The sequence below is a fragment of the Kandleria sp. genome, assembly GCF_017934775.1.
GTDB lineage: Bacteria > Bacillota_I > Bacilli_A > Erysipelotrichales > Coprobacillaceae > Kandleria > Kandleria vitulina.
On record NZ_JAGBIX010000011.1, the window covers coordinates 34,882 to 52,193 of the forward strand.

14 protein-coding genes, 1 riboswitch and 1 other annotated feature are annotated in these 17,312 nt (G+C 33.7%); of the genes, 1 reads left to right on the top strand and 13 read right to left on the bottom strand.

Features of this window, described 5'->3' with window-relative positions; all coding sequences use genetic code 11:
• Positions 1-2: 2 nt before the first annotated feature.
• The 12 genes from J6L95_RS02160 to J6L95_RS02215 form a co-directional block, all read right to left on the bottom strand.
• Positions 3-308, bottom strand: coding sequence for a hypothetical protein (locus J6L95_RS02160; RefSeq protein WP_287457978.1), 306 nt, complete (start codon positions 306-308; stop codon positions 3-5).
• 104 nt (positions 309-412) lie between these two features.
• The gene (locus tag J6L95_RS02165; RefSeq protein ID WP_031588492.1) at positions 413-1,741 is read right to left on the bottom strand and encodes an aspartate kinase; all 1,329 of its coding nucleotides are present in this window, start codon (positions 1,739-1,741) and stop codon (positions 413-415) included.
• A gap of 143 nt (positions 1,742-1,884) precedes the next feature.
• Positions 1,885-2,490: an ECF transporter S component gene (locus tag J6L95_RS02170; RefSeq protein ID WP_074623791.1), complete on the bottom strand. Its 606-nt coding sequence runs from the start codon at positions 2,488-2,490 to the stop codon at positions 1,885-1,887.
• A gap of 69 nt (positions 2,491-2,559) precedes the next feature.
• Positions 2,560-2,672: riboswitch (FMN riboswitch) on the bottom strand.
• Positions 2,673-2,744: 72 nt separating this feature from the next.
• Positions 2,745-3,563 (bottom strand): putative manganese transporter, encoded by an 819-nt coding sequence (locus J6L95_RS02175; RefSeq protein ID WP_287457980.1) that lies wholly within the window; start codon positions 3,561-3,563, stop codon positions 2,745-2,747.
• Between the two features lie 153 nt (positions 3,564-3,716).
• Complete coding sequence (locus J6L95_RS02180; RefSeq protein ID WP_287457982.1) at positions 3,717-5,195, bottom strand: L,D-transpeptidase; 1,479 nt, start codon at positions 5,193-5,195, stop codon at positions 3,717-3,719.
• Positions 5,196-5,636: 441 nt separating this feature from the next.
• Positions 5,637-6,425, bottom strand: coding sequence for a tyrosine-protein phosphatase (locus tag J6L95_RS02185; protein ID WP_287457983.1), 789 nt, complete (start codon positions 6,423-6,425; stop codon positions 5,637-5,639).
• Positions 6,407-6,970, bottom strand: a complete 564-nt coding sequence (locus J6L95_RS02190) for an RNA 2'-phosphotransferase (protein ID WP_287457984.1) — start codon at positions 6,968-6,970, stop codon at positions 6,407-6,409. The genes J6L95_RS02185 and J6L95_RS02190 overlap by 19 nt, the downstream gene beginning before the upstream one ends.
• Positions 6,963-7,457 carry an SseB family protein gene (locus J6L95_RS02195; protein WP_287457986.1) on the bottom strand — a complete coding sequence of 165 codons (495 nt, stop codon included), beginning with the start codon at positions 7,455-7,457 and terminating at the stop codon, positions 6,963-6,965. The genes J6L95_RS02190 and J6L95_RS02195 overlap by 8 nt, the downstream gene beginning before the upstream one ends.
• A gap of 200 nt (positions 7,458-7,657) precedes the next feature.
• Complete coding sequence (locus J6L95_RS02200; RefSeq protein WP_287457987.1) at positions 7,658-9,073, bottom strand: fibronectin type III domain-containing protein; 1,416 nt, start codon at positions 9,071-9,073, stop codon at positions 7,658-7,660.
• Positions 9,074-9,469: 396 nt separating this feature from the next.
• On the bottom strand, positions 9,470-11,869 hold the full coding sequence (leuS, locus tag J6L95_RS02205; RefSeq protein ID WP_287457988.1) for a leucine--tRNA ligase: 2,400 nt from the start codon (positions 11,867-11,869) through the stop codon (positions 9,470-9,472).
• A gap of 33 nt (positions 11,870-11,902) precedes the next feature.
• Positions 11,903-12,099, bottom strand: a binding site (T-box leader).
• A gap of 44 nt (positions 12,100-12,143) precedes the next feature.
• The gene (locus J6L95_RS02210) at positions 12,144-13,913 is read right to left on the bottom strand and encodes an ABC transporter ATP-binding protein (RefSeq protein WP_287457990.1); all 1,770 of its coding nucleotides are present in this window, start codon (positions 13,911-13,913) and stop codon (positions 12,144-12,146) included.
• Complete coding sequence (locus J6L95_RS02215) at positions 13,913-15,514, bottom strand: ATP-binding cassette domain-containing protein (protein ID WP_287457993.1); 1,602 nt, start codon at positions 15,512-15,514, stop codon at positions 13,913-13,915. The genes J6L95_RS02210 and J6L95_RS02215 overlap by 1 nt, the downstream gene beginning before the upstream one ends.
• 58 nt (positions 15,515-15,572) lie before the next feature.
• Here J6L95_RS02215 and mnmL point away from each other — a divergent pair, with 58 nt between their 5' ends.
• Complete coding sequence (mnmL, locus tag J6L95_RS02220; protein WP_029070156.1) at positions 15,573-16,508, top strand: tRNA modification radical SAM protein MnmL/YtqA; 936 nt, start codon at positions 15,573-15,575, stop codon at positions 16,506-16,508.
• 49 nt (positions 16,509-16,557) lie between these two features.
• Here mnmL and hpf read toward each other — a convergent pair whose 3' ends face one another.
• A complete protein-coding gene (hpf, locus tag J6L95_RS02225) occupies positions 16,558-17,091 on the bottom strand; it encodes a ribosome hibernation-promoting factor, HPF/YfiA family (RefSeq protein WP_107318173.1) in 534 nt (177 codons plus the stop codon).
• Between the last annotated feature and the right edge of the window lie 221 nt (positions 17,092-17,312).

Below are 17,312 nucleotides of genomic sequence, written 5' to 3' on the forward strand. Positions count from 1 at the left end.
CGCTATTTTCTATTAATTTCTCTCATAAAGTTCAAGAGATAAAAAGCAACATATCTAACTACAAAGACCACTGCAACAACTGCAACCGCATAAAACATACATAAGAATATATAGACAAGACTTGTATCAAACCCTGACAAATCGACGATAAAATTTAATATATAAAGAATAGTGAATAATAAAATCAAGATCAGTCCTGATAGATAATAACTCGCACGATTGATATTTCTTCTACGATAATAAAATAACTTATATCCAAAAAGCAATGCGAAAAATAATAATGCAATAAAAAGCAATACGTATCCCATGGGACCATCTCCTTTATTTTGAATTTCAATATATAAATATTATCATATCTTTGAGTGTTTTGAAATACAAAAGATATGATATTTTTTATATGAAAAAAGAAGATCTATGCAAGATCTTCTCTTTCTACAAAGGCATCATAGATGGCTTTGATTGCTTCATTGAAGTAGACATTTCTTACTCCAACAATGATATTTTGTTCAGATGATCCCTGATCAATCATCTTAATATTAATTTTCTTTTTAGCTAATGCATTAAATACTTTTGCGGCAGTACCACGGCTTGCCTTCATACCACGACCTACGATTGCGATTAGGGCTAAATCAGATTCAAGGTCAATGCGATCAGGATTAACAGCACGGTGGATGCCAGCAAGGATTTCCTGTTCATGAGGTACAAATTCTTTTGTATTCACAACAATTGTCATTGTATCAATGCCTGAAGGCATATGTTCAAATGAAAGACCATATTCTTCAAAGACCTGAAGTACTTTTCTGCCAAAGCCAACTTCTGAGTTCATCATATCTTTTTCAATAGTGACAGTCGCAAAACCTTTCTTACCAGCTAAACCAGTAATAATGTGAGTTGGTCTATGTACTGTACTTTCTACAATCAATGTACCTGGATCTTCAGGGGCATTGGTATTTTTGATATTAATAGGAATACCTGCTTTTCTAACAGGGAAAATAGAATTTTCATGAAGAACACTAGCACCCATATAAGAAAGTTCTCTTAATTCTCCATATGTGATTGAATCAATTGGCAATGGATCTTTAACAATACGTGGATCTGCAATCAAGAAACCTGAAACATCAGTCCAGTTCTCATATAAGTTTGCATTCGCACACTTTGCGACAATTGATCCTGTAACATCAGAACCACCTCTAGAGAAAGCCTGAATTTCTCCACTATGATCATTCTTTCTTCCATAGAATCCAGGAATAACTGCGTATTCATGTTTAGCAAGCGCATCTCTCAATAGATCATCAGTCTGCTCTGCATCGTAGTTCCCTTTACTATCAATACGAATAACGTCAGCAGCATCTACAAAATCAATATCAAGATACTTTGATAATAATAGCCCATTTAGATATTCTCCTCTGCTGACTACATAATCAAAGCTTGCTTTATTTTTAATTGCTTCTTTAATCTTGATAAATTCTTCATCTAAAGAATAATCAAGTTTTAAACCAGCAATAATTTCATCATAGCGTCCTTTAATTTCATCAAAAATCTGTTCAAAATCTTCTTCGTTTCTGTGAGAATAAGAAAGAATCAATAAATCTGTAACTTTAGTATCATCCTTATTTCTCTTCCCAGGAGCACTAGGAATAACATAGCGTCTATCTTTATCTGACTTAATAATTCTTTTTACTTTTTTAAACTGATTGGCATCGGCTAAAGATGAGCCACCAAATTTTACTACTTTTACCACGATAGTTTTCCCCCATTTTATATTCTTTAGAATACAATTTATTCTCACAATAATCAATAACAATTTTTTATAAATTATGAAATATCTAAAATAATAATTAATATTTATAAAAAAGACATCCTCATAAATATGAGGATACCCTTTTACTGCATATTTTTCTTAATAACTCTACTTAATGGCTTATAAATAAGCAATGTTAAAATTGATACGATCCCAAATTTTAAGATATTGAATGGGAAGATGGTTGTTAAAAACATAGTTGTCGCATCATTAACCCAAGGTGCAGCCTTATGTGCCATACCTACAATGGCAGCCATTGGCAATTTCATCACATTTACATAAAATGGGAAAATAAATAACACGTTGGATACAATGGATAATACACTTGTCGTTAAAGTTGAAACAGCTAGCCCAATCATTGCCCCTTTCTTTGTCTTAAAGTGACGATAGATCGCGGCAGCAACCCCCTGGTAGACAATACTTAAAATAAGATTAGATAACTCTCCTACATACATTGTACTTGTAGGTTTGATAATGAGCTTAATCGCAATCTTGATAACCGCACTCAGTGCCCCAAGCAATGGTCCGAATAGAAAACCGCTAAGCATAACTGGAAGTTCAGAGATATCAAGCTTAATAAATGGTAGGATGAAAGGTACACTTAATTCAAAAAACATCAATAGTGCAGCGATTGCCCCTAACATTGAAATCATAATCATCGCTTTCGTGTTTAATTTCTTATTTTTCATTTTTCCTTCTTTCTATGGTGAAAAAAATCTCCCAATGACTTTGGGAGATTGAAAAAGTAAATATAATACCACCATCTTTTTCCATCCGGACTATACCGTCGGTATCGGAATTACACCGATTCATGCTTGCGCTCGCGGACTATCACCGCCGATCAGGAATTTCACCTGCCCCAAAGATTTATGTGTAGCTTCGCTACACGCTCATTATACTACAGCTGTCTTTATTGTAAAGAAAAAAGTCGGAAGACCCGACTTTATAATGCAATAATCAAGATGTATCCTACAAGTGTAGAAACAATGTAAGAAATACATAAAATGGCAATATTCTTTTTTACATTCTTATGGTAAGCGAACAATGCGATTGTTCCAACACCAGCAGATGTTGTTAATCCTGTAAATAGTGCACCAAATGATAAAGCATTTGTGACATAAAGCTGCGTTAAGATTACACTTCCAGCACAGTTAGGAATAAATCCAACAAGTCCAGCTACAAGGGGCTGTAGGAAAATGTTCTGTTTAAGGACTGTAGATAAAGTTTCTTCTCCTACCCAGGCAATAAGCAATGTCATAACAATGTTAGTTAGTAAGATAAAGAAGAAAATCTTTAATGTCTGGGAAAATACATTAATCCATAAATTAACACCTGTACCACAGCTGCAGCTTTCTATTTCAATATATTCATATGAATCATCTTCTTCATGATGAATAGCATCAACAATGACACCAGTCACTGCTCCAACAACAAATTTTGCGGCAATAAGCAGTAACATCATGCCAAAAAGGTGAGGATGCACAAGAAGAATAGGAATCGCCTCATCACTTGTAGCCATGAAAATAGCTATCAATGTTCCCATTGTCACTACTCTCATGCCATAAAGCTGAGCAGCCACAACACTAAAACCACACTGTGGAATAGTACCTAGAAGCGCACCGACAGGTGGACCTAATCGCGTATGTGCCAATACTCTGTTGGCTATATTTTTATTCTTTAGAATTTCAACAACAAGAAATGCAATAAAAAGCACTGGCAATGCTTTTACTGAATCCATAATAGGGTCTAACAAAATATCCATATTTCTCCTCCAATAGTTAAGGATTATATCACAAGTTTGATATAATGCAAGCAATTAGATTGTGAAAAATACAATTAAAGAATTGTTGAATTGTTCATGTTTTTAACCCATCAAAAAAGAAAATGTACAGATCATTGATCTGTACATTTCATATTAATAATGCATAAATACCATGTCACCATATTGAGCTAAATTGTAGATCTTAACTGCAGCATCTCCTGGTAAGTTGACACATCCATGTGATCCTCTTGATAAGTAGTAAGAAGGACTCCAGCTACCCCATGACTGCCATGGTGCAGCATGGAAACCTGTACCTGTCCAAGTAATACGTACCCAATAAGTAACTGGTGTTGAATAACCATCACCTTTTAGAACTCGGTGAAGCTGTCTTTGCTTGATCCAATAAGCACCAGTAGTTGTTTTTCTCTTAGCTTCTGGTTTACCTGTAATACAGTTTGTAGAATATACGACTTTACCATTCTGGATAAAGTATGCTTTCTGTTCTTTCATATCTACTTCGAAGTAACGAGTAGAGTTCCAATCTTCTGCTTTATTTTCAAGGTTAAGCTTATAACCTTTTGAATACCAGATTGGCTTTAATGAAACTGTGATAGCTTTCTTAGTATCATCATCTGCTTTTTTAGCATAAGCATCTACATCTGACTGATCCATCTTTTTCTTTAAAGCTTTCTTGACCTGAGCTAATGTCTTATCCCATTCAAGTCTGAAACCATAATCACCTTCAGCAGTAGAAAGCATTGCACCAGTATGAGACTTGTAAGTTCTCTTTGTTCCTACTGTCTTATATTTCTGTGCAAAAGCTTCAGTCCATTCAGTGATCTTTTCATCATTCCATGAAACTTTACCATCTTTATAGGAAAGCATATCGGCAATTTCCTGAGGATTTAATTCTTCAGTGATATTGTCTCCCATATCCCACTTGACAAACTTCATAGCTAATTCTCTGTATTCAGGAAGAACTTTCTGAAGATCTTCTTTACTAACAGTTGCTTTAGCATTCTTATAGATATTTGAATACTTTGTATTATCGTCAATAGAAAGTGTCTTAACAGCTCTACCGATTGCACTGTTTACAGCTGCCTTAAATTCTTTCTTAACAATCTTATTTCCATCGATACCACTTGATACAACAAGATCATGTTTCTTTTCATCATACATGATGAAAGCAGAACGAGGATTTACGATTTCATAGTTATCACTACCATTAACGATTTCTGATTCATCGATAGCCTGTGCAACAGCACTCTTATCATAAGAAACAGAGTAATCTACCTTATACTTAGAATGTGCATAAGGGAATGCGATTTTATTATGGACATTCTTAAATAGCTCATTAATCTTATCGGATAATGTTAATTTAAACTGAATATCTTCACCTTTAAGACTGAACTTTCCGTTATTACGTCCTTTTACATTTAATGTATAATCATTTAATGCCTTAGTTAATGTTTCTTTAGACTGTTCAAGCGTCTGACCTGATACATCAACACCATTAATTACTGTGTTATCAAACCATACATTACGATTACTTGTATTGTAATAGGCAAGGAACAGACCAATGCCAGCTACAATCAAGGCCAACACGACTGCAAGACCAATTTTTTTCTTCATTTTCATACCTCCGAGGAATGTATCTTAATCTCCATTATTATAGCAAGCTTTAGAAAAAAGAAAAGCTATTTGCCTAATGTTTTTCTCTAAAAGATAAATTTATTACAATGAAAAAAGCAACTTACTAAAAAGAGGTAAAACAAGTGATCCACTTGCTTTACCCAAATCAAGATGTCATTCAATACAAAGCAAAAAAAAGACTCTTATCTATTAATAACCATCACCGAAGATTCTCACTTCATTTTTTCTTTTGAGATTATCTCTATCGAGAAACAATATTATGATAAGATTAAATGAAATTTCTATATTGCTTTAATTTTGGCTTTTCCTGTTTTCACATTTGTTATGCCTGTGATGATTATAATATTAAGAGTCTTTATCCAAAGGATTTCTCCTTCTTCTTGACTACATTATAGCATGGCATGTAAGCGCTTGCAATAGCTATTTTAAATATTTTTCTCTAATTCTTTTTTGTTCCTCTTTACTGATATGCATCTCTTGTTCAAAGTACTCTTCATAGCTTGAATATCTTTGATGAATAAGATTAAAAATATAATCACAGCCTTCAGGAAGTACACCTTCTGAAAGAGTCACAATATCGCTGACATTGTTTGAAAAATGTGTCAATAGCTTAAAGCGGCGGTGCTGCTTGTTAAGTGCCTTCTTGCGATACTTATTGGTAAGAAGATAATCTTTGCGAATAGATTCTTCACTTACTCCAAGCAACAATAATATCAATATAGATGCAATACCTGTACGATCTTTTCCTGCCGTACAGTGAAACAATATAGGTGTGTGTTCTTCTTTTAACATGTTCATTAACTTAGTGAATGTCCCATTGTTAAATATCATTAAGGCATAAAAATGTTCCAGTGTCGCTTGAGCGATGTTCTTATCTCTTTGTCTTAATGCTTTCTTTAATATTGAAGATGGGGAATAGTTGATATCTTCTCCTTTTTCATCCTTTAAGGCACTCATCTTATAATAAGAGATGCCACTCATGATAGGATCAGGATGCTTATTAATTTCTTCTTCACTTCTTAAATCCACAATGGTTTTAATACCTAATTTCTTGATAGCTCTTAGCTCATTGGTATTCAAATGATCCAATCTTGCCGAACGAAAGAAGACATTTTCTTTAACATGTCTGCCATCCTGTGTACGATAGCCACCTAGTTCTCTAAAATTCAGTTTTTTACGAAACATATAATTTAATGCGATGTTTGACATATGTGATCCTTCTTTTCTATGAGGTGAAAATAACCTACTGGAATATAGCGTGTCATATAGATGCCATTTTTTGAAAGATAGAAATGGTATCCATCTTCCATCATTCTTTTGGCATCAATCCAATAGACAATCGGCTCTCCGTGACGCGAGCCTACAATGAGTGCCTCATCGATATTAATCGATAGCTGCACATAATTGCGTGTCATTCGCTTGATGCCTTCTACTTTGATCTTCTCTTCTACATCAAGATAAGAGCCATGATAAAGCACATCTGGTGGTGTAATGGCATCTAGTGAAAGATTGACATCAATGCTGTGTCCTTGATTAGCACGTATTTTGGTATGCGTCTTATCAAAAGAAAAGCGTTGTTTATCATTCTCTTTTACAATTCTTTCAAGTTCCTCTCTTGAAAGATGATAACCCTTTTCTTTAAATCCTCTTATTACATCATCAATGAAAGCATAGCCATTATAATCAAGATGAAGATCAAGATATTCTGGCTTATGACGTAATACAAACGACAAAAGACGTGAGTATTTAGACATGCTTTAATCCATCCATGATGGTTTTTCTTACATCTTCTGGCTTGTTTTCTTTTCTTACCTGTAAAAGATGAATAAGAAAATCTTTATCAATAATAAAACTCTGATTGAATGGATTAAGTACAATACCAGCATTTTCATTATCTAATGTAAGCATATCAACATAATCATCAATACATAATGTAAGTACTGTGTGAATATTGAAATCAATATCCCATTTTTCAAGTTCACTGCGATCAGTAAAAGCAGGATAATACGCTTTTCCTTCTTCATTTCTTACAGTAGGAAAACGTAGTTTAGTATCATTTTCAAGACGTAATGAGCCATCACGCTGAATAATAGGTTTCTTAGAAAAACTTACTGGCGAAAGAAAATAGCTTTCTTCCGCAATCATACGAAATAATTCTTCAGCGAGTTCTTCATCATTCTTTTCTTTTAAATAGCCTAATATTGTTACAAGCACTCGATTATCTAAATTTGGTGTCATCATTATTTACTCCTTTATATCTCACATTTTATCATAGCTTTATTATATAAGAAAGATGCGACCCCAGATAGATGCTCTAAATTGGTTTTCAAAAATAAAATATGTAGAAGGCAATAATCACCAACCTTAAAGGATACAGATTCCAACAAGTAAAAAAATAAAGGACTGATATCAACACTGATATCAGTCCAAATTATCAAATACTATTTAACTCTAACTTTTTTCTTTTTAGAGAATGCACCTTTAATCTTTCCATTAAGTCCTCTTACCTTGAACTGGTAAGTTTTTTTAGATTTTAATTTCTTATTAGTATATGACTTACCTTTAACTACTTTATAAACCCATTTAGTCCATTTCTTAGCAGATTTCTTTCTACGATAAGCTACTTGATATTTCTTAGCATTCTTAGCTTTCTTCCATGTAACTTTTACAGTCTTACGCTTTTTAGATTTTACTTTTTTAAGAGTTACCTTAGCTGGTTTAGCTTTTGCAGCCTTTCTAGCTTCTTCAGCTAATCTAAGAGCTTCTTCAGCTTTTTCAGCAGCTACAGCTTTCTGTTCAGCTTTATCATAAACAGCCTTCAATGTAACAGCATCATCTTTAGCTTTTGTAGCAGCAGTTTTCTTATCTGCTAAAACGTCATTAGCTTTGTTTAAAGCATTTTTTGCTTTTCCAACTTCTCTATTCCATTTATTTTGACTATTAAATGATTTTCCGTATACCTTCTTTGCTTCCAAATAAGCTTCATGTGCGTCATCTTCTTCTTTGTTAGCCTTTTTTTCAGCTTTAAGTACCTCAGCATAAGTCTTAACAACTGCATTAGTGTTTACTAAATTATCGATATAACTTTCTATTTGAGCAATATCAAACTGTAAAATTTCCACATTTGTTATAGCATAATCATAATTTTCATTCTGAGTTCTATTTTCATTAAATTGAGTTTCAGCTTTCGCAAATGCTTCCTTAGCTTTCTCACTAGCTTTTTTGTATGAAACGAATGTTTCTCTATATTCTTCATCAACATCATTTTCATTTGCATCTTCATTTAGATTAAAGTCATGGCAGAATGTTCTAAATCTCTGATATTTTTTTTCATTATCATTCTTAAGCTGTAAATATCTAGCATATGTAGTTGTAAAATTTTCATTTTTTTCTATAGTTGCTATATTATCATAATTATGTTCTAAAAAATCATTTGAATATTCAAGTTGTTGCTTTGCATCTTTATAACTCATTAAACGATCATGATCTACTTGATTTGCATTGCGCTCTGCATCTTCTGTTGCTTTAGCAGCTTGATAAAGATCAACTTTCTTATTTTGCCATACTATAAATAAGTCTGCAGCATTTTTAGCAGCATTGTATGCTTTTTCGGCATTTTCTGCATCTTTTTTTGCAGTTTCTAATTCCTGATCAGCTGTCTTACTTGCTGCTGCAGCTTCTTCATATTCTTTCTTAGCAGCATTCGCATCATTACGTAAATCAGTTGCACTCTTAGTAGTATCGTTTGTAGTCTTTTCAGGATTATTTGTAGTTTCTGCCATAACTGGGACTGTTGTAGTAGCTCCTACAACCATTGATAGTGCTAACGCCGCACTTAGCTTTTTGTTCATTTTCATTACTATACTCCTTCTTATTCCCATAAATTTTGCGCGTTCTTATCAAATAAAATCAAATAAATTTTCTTCACCACACTTTTTTGGATTTTAATTATCAAAAAATAGTAAAATTTTTGTCATTTCTAGAACATCTAAGTCCATTATAGCAAGAAAAAGATGGAACGCAAGGGCTTACATTTGTTTTTTTAAATAATCAAATGGTAGCATGTGAATTATGACTTTTTCAATTTATTGGCTATATATCGCATATAATCTATGTATTATCATTGGAATATTTTTAACCACAAGATATCATCTTTCTCTTCTCTTCAATAGAATTCTGAAAATGGTTTTATTTACGTTTTTTCGAAATAAGCCTAAAGAAAAGACGCTAGTCAGTGACTAGCGTCTCATTTATTATTTTGCAACAACGATATTTACAATCTTGTTTGGAACAACGATAACTTTCTTGATTTCTTTACCTTCAGTATAAACTTTAACATTGTCCTGAGATAAAGCTGCTTCTTTGACAGTTTCCTGATCAGCATCTTTAGCGATAGTGATCTTTGCTCTGACTTTACCGTTGACCTGAACTGGCATAACGACTTCAGAGACAACCATCTTAGATTCATCATATGTTGGCCATGCTTCATATGAGATTGTATCTTCATGTCCTAATAGTGACCACATTTCTTCACAGACATGTGGAGCGATACATGAAAGCATCTTTACAATACCTTCAGCGTATGGCTTATAGATAGATTTTGCTTTATAGGCATCATTGATGAAGATCATCATCTGAGAAATAGCTGTATTGAATGCTAAGTTTTCAAAGTCTTCTGTTACTTTTTTCACTGTCGCATTGTAAACGAAGTCTAATGAGCCATCGTTTTCATCTGTAATCTTATCTGTTTCAATGAATAATCTGTAAACACGATCAAGCCATCTTCTTGAACCTTCTACCCCTGTATCTGACCAAGGTTTAGCGGCATCAAGTGGACCCATGAACATTTCATATAATCTAAGTGTATCTGCACCATAAGCGTCTACGATTTCATCTGGGTTGATAACGTTTCCTCTAGATTTAGACATCTTGACACCATTTGGACCAAGGATCATACCTTGATGGAATAATTTCTGGAATGGTTCTGGTGATGAGATAACGTTAATATCATAAAGGAACTTATGCCAGAATCTTGCATAAAGAAGGTGTAATACCGCATGTTCAGCACCACCGATATAAAGGTCAACTGGTAACCAGTGATCTAATAATGCTTTATCTCCGATTGCATCATTGTTATGTGGATCAATATAGCGGATATAATACCAGCATGAACCTGCCCACTGAGGCATTGTGTTTGTTTCACGTACCCCTTTGACACCATCGATTTCTACATTTAACCAATCTGTCGCATGTGATAATGGTGATTCCCCTTCTGAGTTAGGAAGATAATTATCAGTAGCTGGTAATTCCAATGGCAAGTCATCTAATGCAACTGTACGAGTTGTACCATCTTCCATATGTATGATAGGAATTGGTTCACCCCAATATCTCTGTCTAGAGAATAGCCAGTCTCTTAATTTATAAGTTGTTTTCTTTTCCCCACAGTTATTGTCCTTTAACCATTTTAACATTGCTTCAATGGCATCTTTTTTATTTAAACCATCAAGGAATCCAGAGTTGATATGTACACCATCTCCAGTGAAAGCTGCTTCTTCTACATTGCCACCTTCAAGTACTGGAATAATTGGTAAATTGAATTTCTTTGCAAATTCAAAGTCACGATCATCATGAGCTGGTACAGCCATGATTGCACCTGTTCCATATCCAGCTAATACGTAATCAGAAATCCAGATTGGCATTTCTTTTCCATTTACTGGGTTAATCGCATAAGCTCCAGTGAATGCACCAGTCTTATCTTTATTTAAATCTGTTCTTTCAAGATCAGATTTTCTAGCTGCTGCTTCCTGATATGCCTTGATTTCTTCTTCCTGTTCTTTAGTAGTAATTTCATTTACAAATGGATGTTCAGGTGACATTACACAATAAGTTGCCCCGAATAATGTATCACATCTTGTAGTAAAGACAGTAAATTCTTTATCTGTATCTTTAATCTTGAAAACAACATCTGCACCAGTAGATTTACCAATCCAGTTTCTCTGCATTTCTTTAGTAGACTGAGGCCAATCAACTAAATCAAGATCTTTTAATAATTTTTCAGCGTATTCAGTAATCTTTAAGACCCACTGTCTCATTGGTTTACGAATAACTGGGAATCCCCCACGTTCACTCTTACCATCAATAACTTCTTCATTGGCAAGAACTGTACCAAGTTCAGGACACCAGTTTACTGGCATTTCTGCTACATAAGCCAATCCTGCTTCATAAAGTTTAGTAAAGATCCACTGTGTCCACTTATAATATTCTGGATCACTTGTCGCAATTTCACGATCCCAATCATAAGAGAAACCTAGTGACTTGATCTGACGACGGAAGTTATCAATATTCTTATAAGTAAATTCTGCAGGATGATGTCCTGTCTTAATAGCGAACTGTTCAGCAGGTAATCCGAAAGCATCAAATCCCATTGGATGAAGCACATTGTAGCCCTGCATTCTCTTCATACGGCTGACAATATCAGTTGCAGTATAGCCTTCAGGATGTCCTACATGAAGACCCTGTCCTGATGGATATGGGAACATATCCAAAGTATAGTATTTAGGTTTAGAGAAATCAGCTGCATCAGTCTTGAATGTTTTATGTTCATCCCAGTAATTCTGCCACTTTTTCTCTACAGATTTGTGATCAAAACTCATTTTTTATCCTCCTATAATAAAAAAAGTCTTCAGTCTCAGGACGATTCATCGCGGTACCACCTGAGTTCATGAAGACATTCATGCACTTATCACCTTAACGCGGTGTAACGTTATCTGCTTTCACAGATACCTCTCCCAGGTGAGTTCAATAGCCTTGCTTGCTTATTTCCACCAGCCATAAGCTCTCTAGAAAGCAGTTTCTATCTACTAATCCTGTTCATCGATTTCAATATGAACCTAATATATCATACTTTTTCTTCCTCATCAATAACTTTTAGTTCTCTTTTAGGACATTAACAATATCTATATTCAATTGTTTTCTTAATGTATATCCCGTTATGAATATAACCACCAACAATGAAGAAATCATCATCTTTATTATTGAAAGATAAGGCCACCTTAAAAGAAAACGCGCATTAATAAAAGTAGGAATAACTTCTTTATTAATAAAGATCATCAGATAATTAATACAAAGAAAACTTAACAGTGAAGAAAAAAGAAAACAGCTTAATACAAACATATAATACAAAACAAACAACTGTCCCTTTTTCGCATACAGACAATAAAATAAGGCAATGTCCTTTCTCATCTTGTAAATGAGTTCATCAATATTAGCACACATAAAAAAGACAGTAGATACGATCGCCAGTGTTGCAAAAAGAAAAAGGACTGCTTCTATTTTATTAAAAAACTGTGAAACCTGATCTTCGCTCTTTTTACCTACTTTCTTAAAATGAAGTTCAGGATACTTTCTTATTAAATAAGATAAAGATAATCCTCTTGTATAATAAAGAATCCCATATCGATAGTTTACTTTATGATGAAAACACTGCTCAATCAAAGTAAGATTCCCTCTTCTTCTATAGTAGATTTCAATCTTCTTATTTTCAAAAGACACCCCTACCACCTTTACCTTAACACCTTTCGCCTTTCTTCCATGATGATAATAAAGATAATAACTTCTATTAAGCTGTCTTCCTAATCTATTAAAAAGAGTTCTAGAAACAATAATTTCATTATCGTTTCTTGCATATCTTCCTAAAGAAACCCTTTTTACCCCCTGTGATTCATCCATCACTTCGATACATTCTCTTTGATTGAAACGTTGGGGATTTAAAGAAATCCCTAATAATTCATAATCTTCTGGATAAAGGAAGACCTGTGAAACATACTTTTCTTTATCTAAAGACAATGGACAAGATGTACATCTAAAACTTAATGCATCATGTGGCAGGAGTTCATGAAGATAAGATTGCACTTCTTTTCTAAATGAACATGTCATATTGACACAGGCCATTAACATACACATCGTCACAAAAAATACAAAGGATAATCGCACATAAGATGAAAGATGTCCTTTAACTAGAGATAAAAACAAGACAAAAAAGCGCTTATAGTCATGATGAAAAGCAGTGCTTTTCCCCTTGTTTCTTTTTTTAATATGACCTTCAAGGTGACCATCTTCTAATGTAAGAACATCCGTACAGTACTCATGTATGAGTTCTTCATCATGCGATGCTACAAGGACCAGATGTTCTTTGGCATATTCTTTTAAAGTACACATGACTTCCTGGGCACATTGGTGATCCAAGGAGGCTGTCGGTTCATCACAAAGTATGATATCAGGCTGATAGTAAAAGCTCCTATTGAGAGCTATACGCTGTCTTTGCCCAAGCGACAAAAGCGGTATAGCACTATGCATATAGGAAGAAATATGAAATAAAGAAAGTGAAGGAAATAAGGAGGAATGAAAATCATCATAAAGTCTGATATTGTGGTGAACCGATAGCCATGATACAAGCTCATGTCTTTGTAACATAATCGCAATACGCTTTTTATCTTTAATTAGACTTAATTCTCCATCCACAAAGATCTTTCCACCATGCTTAAGATCCAATCCTGCAAGAATATACAAAAGCGTACTTTTTCCACTGCCGCTTTTTCCAAGCAATCCAATCATGCCAGTTTCAGGCAAGGTGATTGAAATATTTTCTAGAACAAGTTCATGTCCGTAGATCTTATAAATATCTCTTAATTCAATCATTAATTATCCTCCCTTAATAATGACACAATCTTTTCATTAGAAAGCGATTCTTTTCCTGTTAAAGAAATCATCATATAAATGACTGTGATGATAACATAATAGCTGATCGGCAATACATAAAGAGAAAAGTGAAAACAGCTTTCACTTATATGAAAAAGATAGTTAACACAAAACAAGTCAATATAGATCGCAAATGTCAATAATGAAGTACATAGCGTTATCAGCAGCGCTTCTTTCTTATAGATTCTTGTAACTTTATTAATAGAAACACCTACACTTAAAAGAATGGCACTTTCTCTTTTTCTTTCTTCATGGATGCTTCTTTTAATAATAAAAACATACAAACAAGAAATAATGATTGCTATTAAAAAAAATACAATAAACACAAATGATGCTAATTTCCACAATGTTTCAAAGCTCTTTTGTAAGAGAACCCATTCATTTTCTACATGGAAATACTTTTTCCTGATTACTTCATAATCCCCTTCAACGACATATTGCGAAGTAGAATAATAATGATACCTCTGATAAAAACTTTGTGATACAAAAGCACGTTTCATACCCAGTATTTCATGATAGTGTCCTACTACATGAAAACAGTGTTTTCCTTCTAATTCATAATTGATTTTCATCTTATTAACTGTATCACTAACCAGCACTTCATCTTTTTCTATAGGAAGACGTCCATCTACAAGATGAATATGATCTGTCCTTTCTGGTATGACATGCCAATCTATTTCACCAGGAAAATCTCCACATTCAAATAGAAATAATCCTTTCGGACATGGTTCTTCTACAATATTCATATATTTTAAAGGATGACCATCAAGAATCAGCTTCCATGTTTTATTGAGACTATATAGTCCTGTACTCATTATTAAGAATAAAAGCATCATAAAACATTGAAAAATAATAAGTCTTGTATATCTTCTTTTATGATATTTAAGTGAAGAATAAACAAAATGAACATGTGCTTTCCTCGTTGCTTTTCCCCATTTTTTCTGATCTAAAACATCCTTATGACTTATGCATCTTAATTTCTTATTAAGCTGATACAATTCATCTACATATTGCCTTAATAGCGAGACATCATGTGAGACCACAATGACAAGTGCATACCTAGAAGCTTCTTTTAATAATGTCATAACTTCATGAGACTGTGCTTGATGCAAGGCTCCCGTAGGTTCATCACAAAAAAGAATAGGAACCTGTCTTAACAATGAACGAGCAATCGCTACTCTTTTTACTTGTCCTACTGATAGTTCATGAGGATATTTTTTTAATAGATGGGACAGTTCAAGTTTTTCTACCAGTCTATTAAAATAATGTGGATCATAGTGTTTATTCATTAAGCAGCATTCTGATAATAGATTATCTTTTACATTAAGATAACTTAATAGATCGTTATTTTGTCTAATGAAGCTGTAGTCGCCTTCCCTTATTACTTCTCCCTCACATGGAAGCATTCCTGAAAGAACATAAAGCAATGTGGTTTTCCCACATCCGCTTTTTCCATATATGCCAATCAAGCCATGATCTGGAAATGTCATGGTGATTGAATCGATAACTAAATGATCAAAAGAAAGTTTTACGTTATCCATCTTTAACACATTATCACATCCATGTTATAATCTTTTCATCTTACGAAGGAGTCGCATTATGAAGAATAATTTTCCTTATACATTAGATAATAAGAGATATCATACATACAATTACTTTCTTAAAAAGAAATATCATACTAAAGTCGCTAAAGTCGCATTGAACGCTGATTTTACCTGCCCTAATAGAGATGGCAGCAAAGGTGTCGGAGGATGCAGCTTCTGTTCAAGCATGGGAGCAGGAGAATACGCTGGCAATGTCAATGATGATCTGATGAAACAATTTAATGATCAAAAAGAAATCATGAGAAGAAAATGGCCTCATTGTCAGTTCATTCCTTATTTTCAGGCTTTTACTAATACTTATGCTCCAATAGAAACATTAAAGCAGCGTTTTGAGCCGTTTCTTCATCTTGAAGACTGTGTTGGTCTTGCCATAGCCACAAGAGCAGACTGCATCACTGAAGAGATTGCTCAATATCTTGGAACATTAAACAAGGAAACTGATATCTATATTGAACTAGGTCTTCAAAGTATTCATGATGAAACTTCTAAGATCATCAATCGCTGTGAAGATTTTGAAACCTTCAAGAAAGGTCTGTCTTTACTTAGAAAATATGGACTGGAAGTATGTGTCCATATTATTAACGGTCTTCCTTATGAAACACACGAGATGATGCTAGAGACAGCTATTGAAGTTGGTAAGCTAGATATTCAGGCTATCAAGATTCATAGTCTTTATATCATGAAGAACACTGCCCTTTATCTTCAGTATATGAATAAGCCTTTTCCACTCTTATCAAGAGATGACTATATTTCATTAGTTGTAGAACAATTGCGCCATATTCCTAGTCATGTCGTTGTGGAACGTCTTACTGGTGATGCAATGATCGGACAGCTTTTTGAACCACAGTGGTCAATTAGAAAGACAACTATCTTAAATGATATTGATAAGCTTATGGCTAAGAATGATATCTATCAGGGTGATCTTGTTTAGCTCTATATATCTATACATAAAAAATTCCGGGATTTCTCCCGGAACTTTTTTATTCTGTTTCTAGTAGACCATAGCCTCCGTCATTACGTTTATAAATGACGCTAACAGCATTTGATTCTGTATCTAGATAAACAAAGAAAGAATGTCCAATCAATTCCATCTGCATGATTGCTTCTTCCATATCCATTGGTTTAGGATTAATTGATTTTGTCTTAACAATGACATCTTCTTCATCATCACCAGCAATATCACCAAGTGTCTGAATATTGAAAGCTAACTTATTGTTTTTAGATTTTCTACTTAATCTTGTCTTATACTTTCTAATCTGACCTTCTAATTTATCGATGACTAAATCAATGGCATTGTATAAATCATCACTTACTTCTTCTGCTCTTAATAAGACGTATTCTGTCGGAATTGTTACCTCGATCTTCTGACCAAAAGTATAAGTTCTTACTAATACCTTAGCCTCGATATTATCACTCATGATAAAGTATTTATCTAATTTAGATAACTGTTTTTCAACTTTATCCTGGATTCCTTTAGTAACAGTAATATTTTTTCCTCTAATACTCACTTTCATAATGAATACCTCCTAATATTAATATTTTAACCTTTTTTAGGTTTCCATTTTCTATTTAGTTGTAAGCGTTTACCTCCTTGTCATAGTGTAAAATTTTTTGTGTAAATTCGTTTTGTCGAATTTTATCTGACGTTATTCAATAGACAAAAAAGGTATATTCCTTGTAGAATGATTTCTGCAAACAAAACAACCACAAAGGAGTATACCCATGAATCATTTTA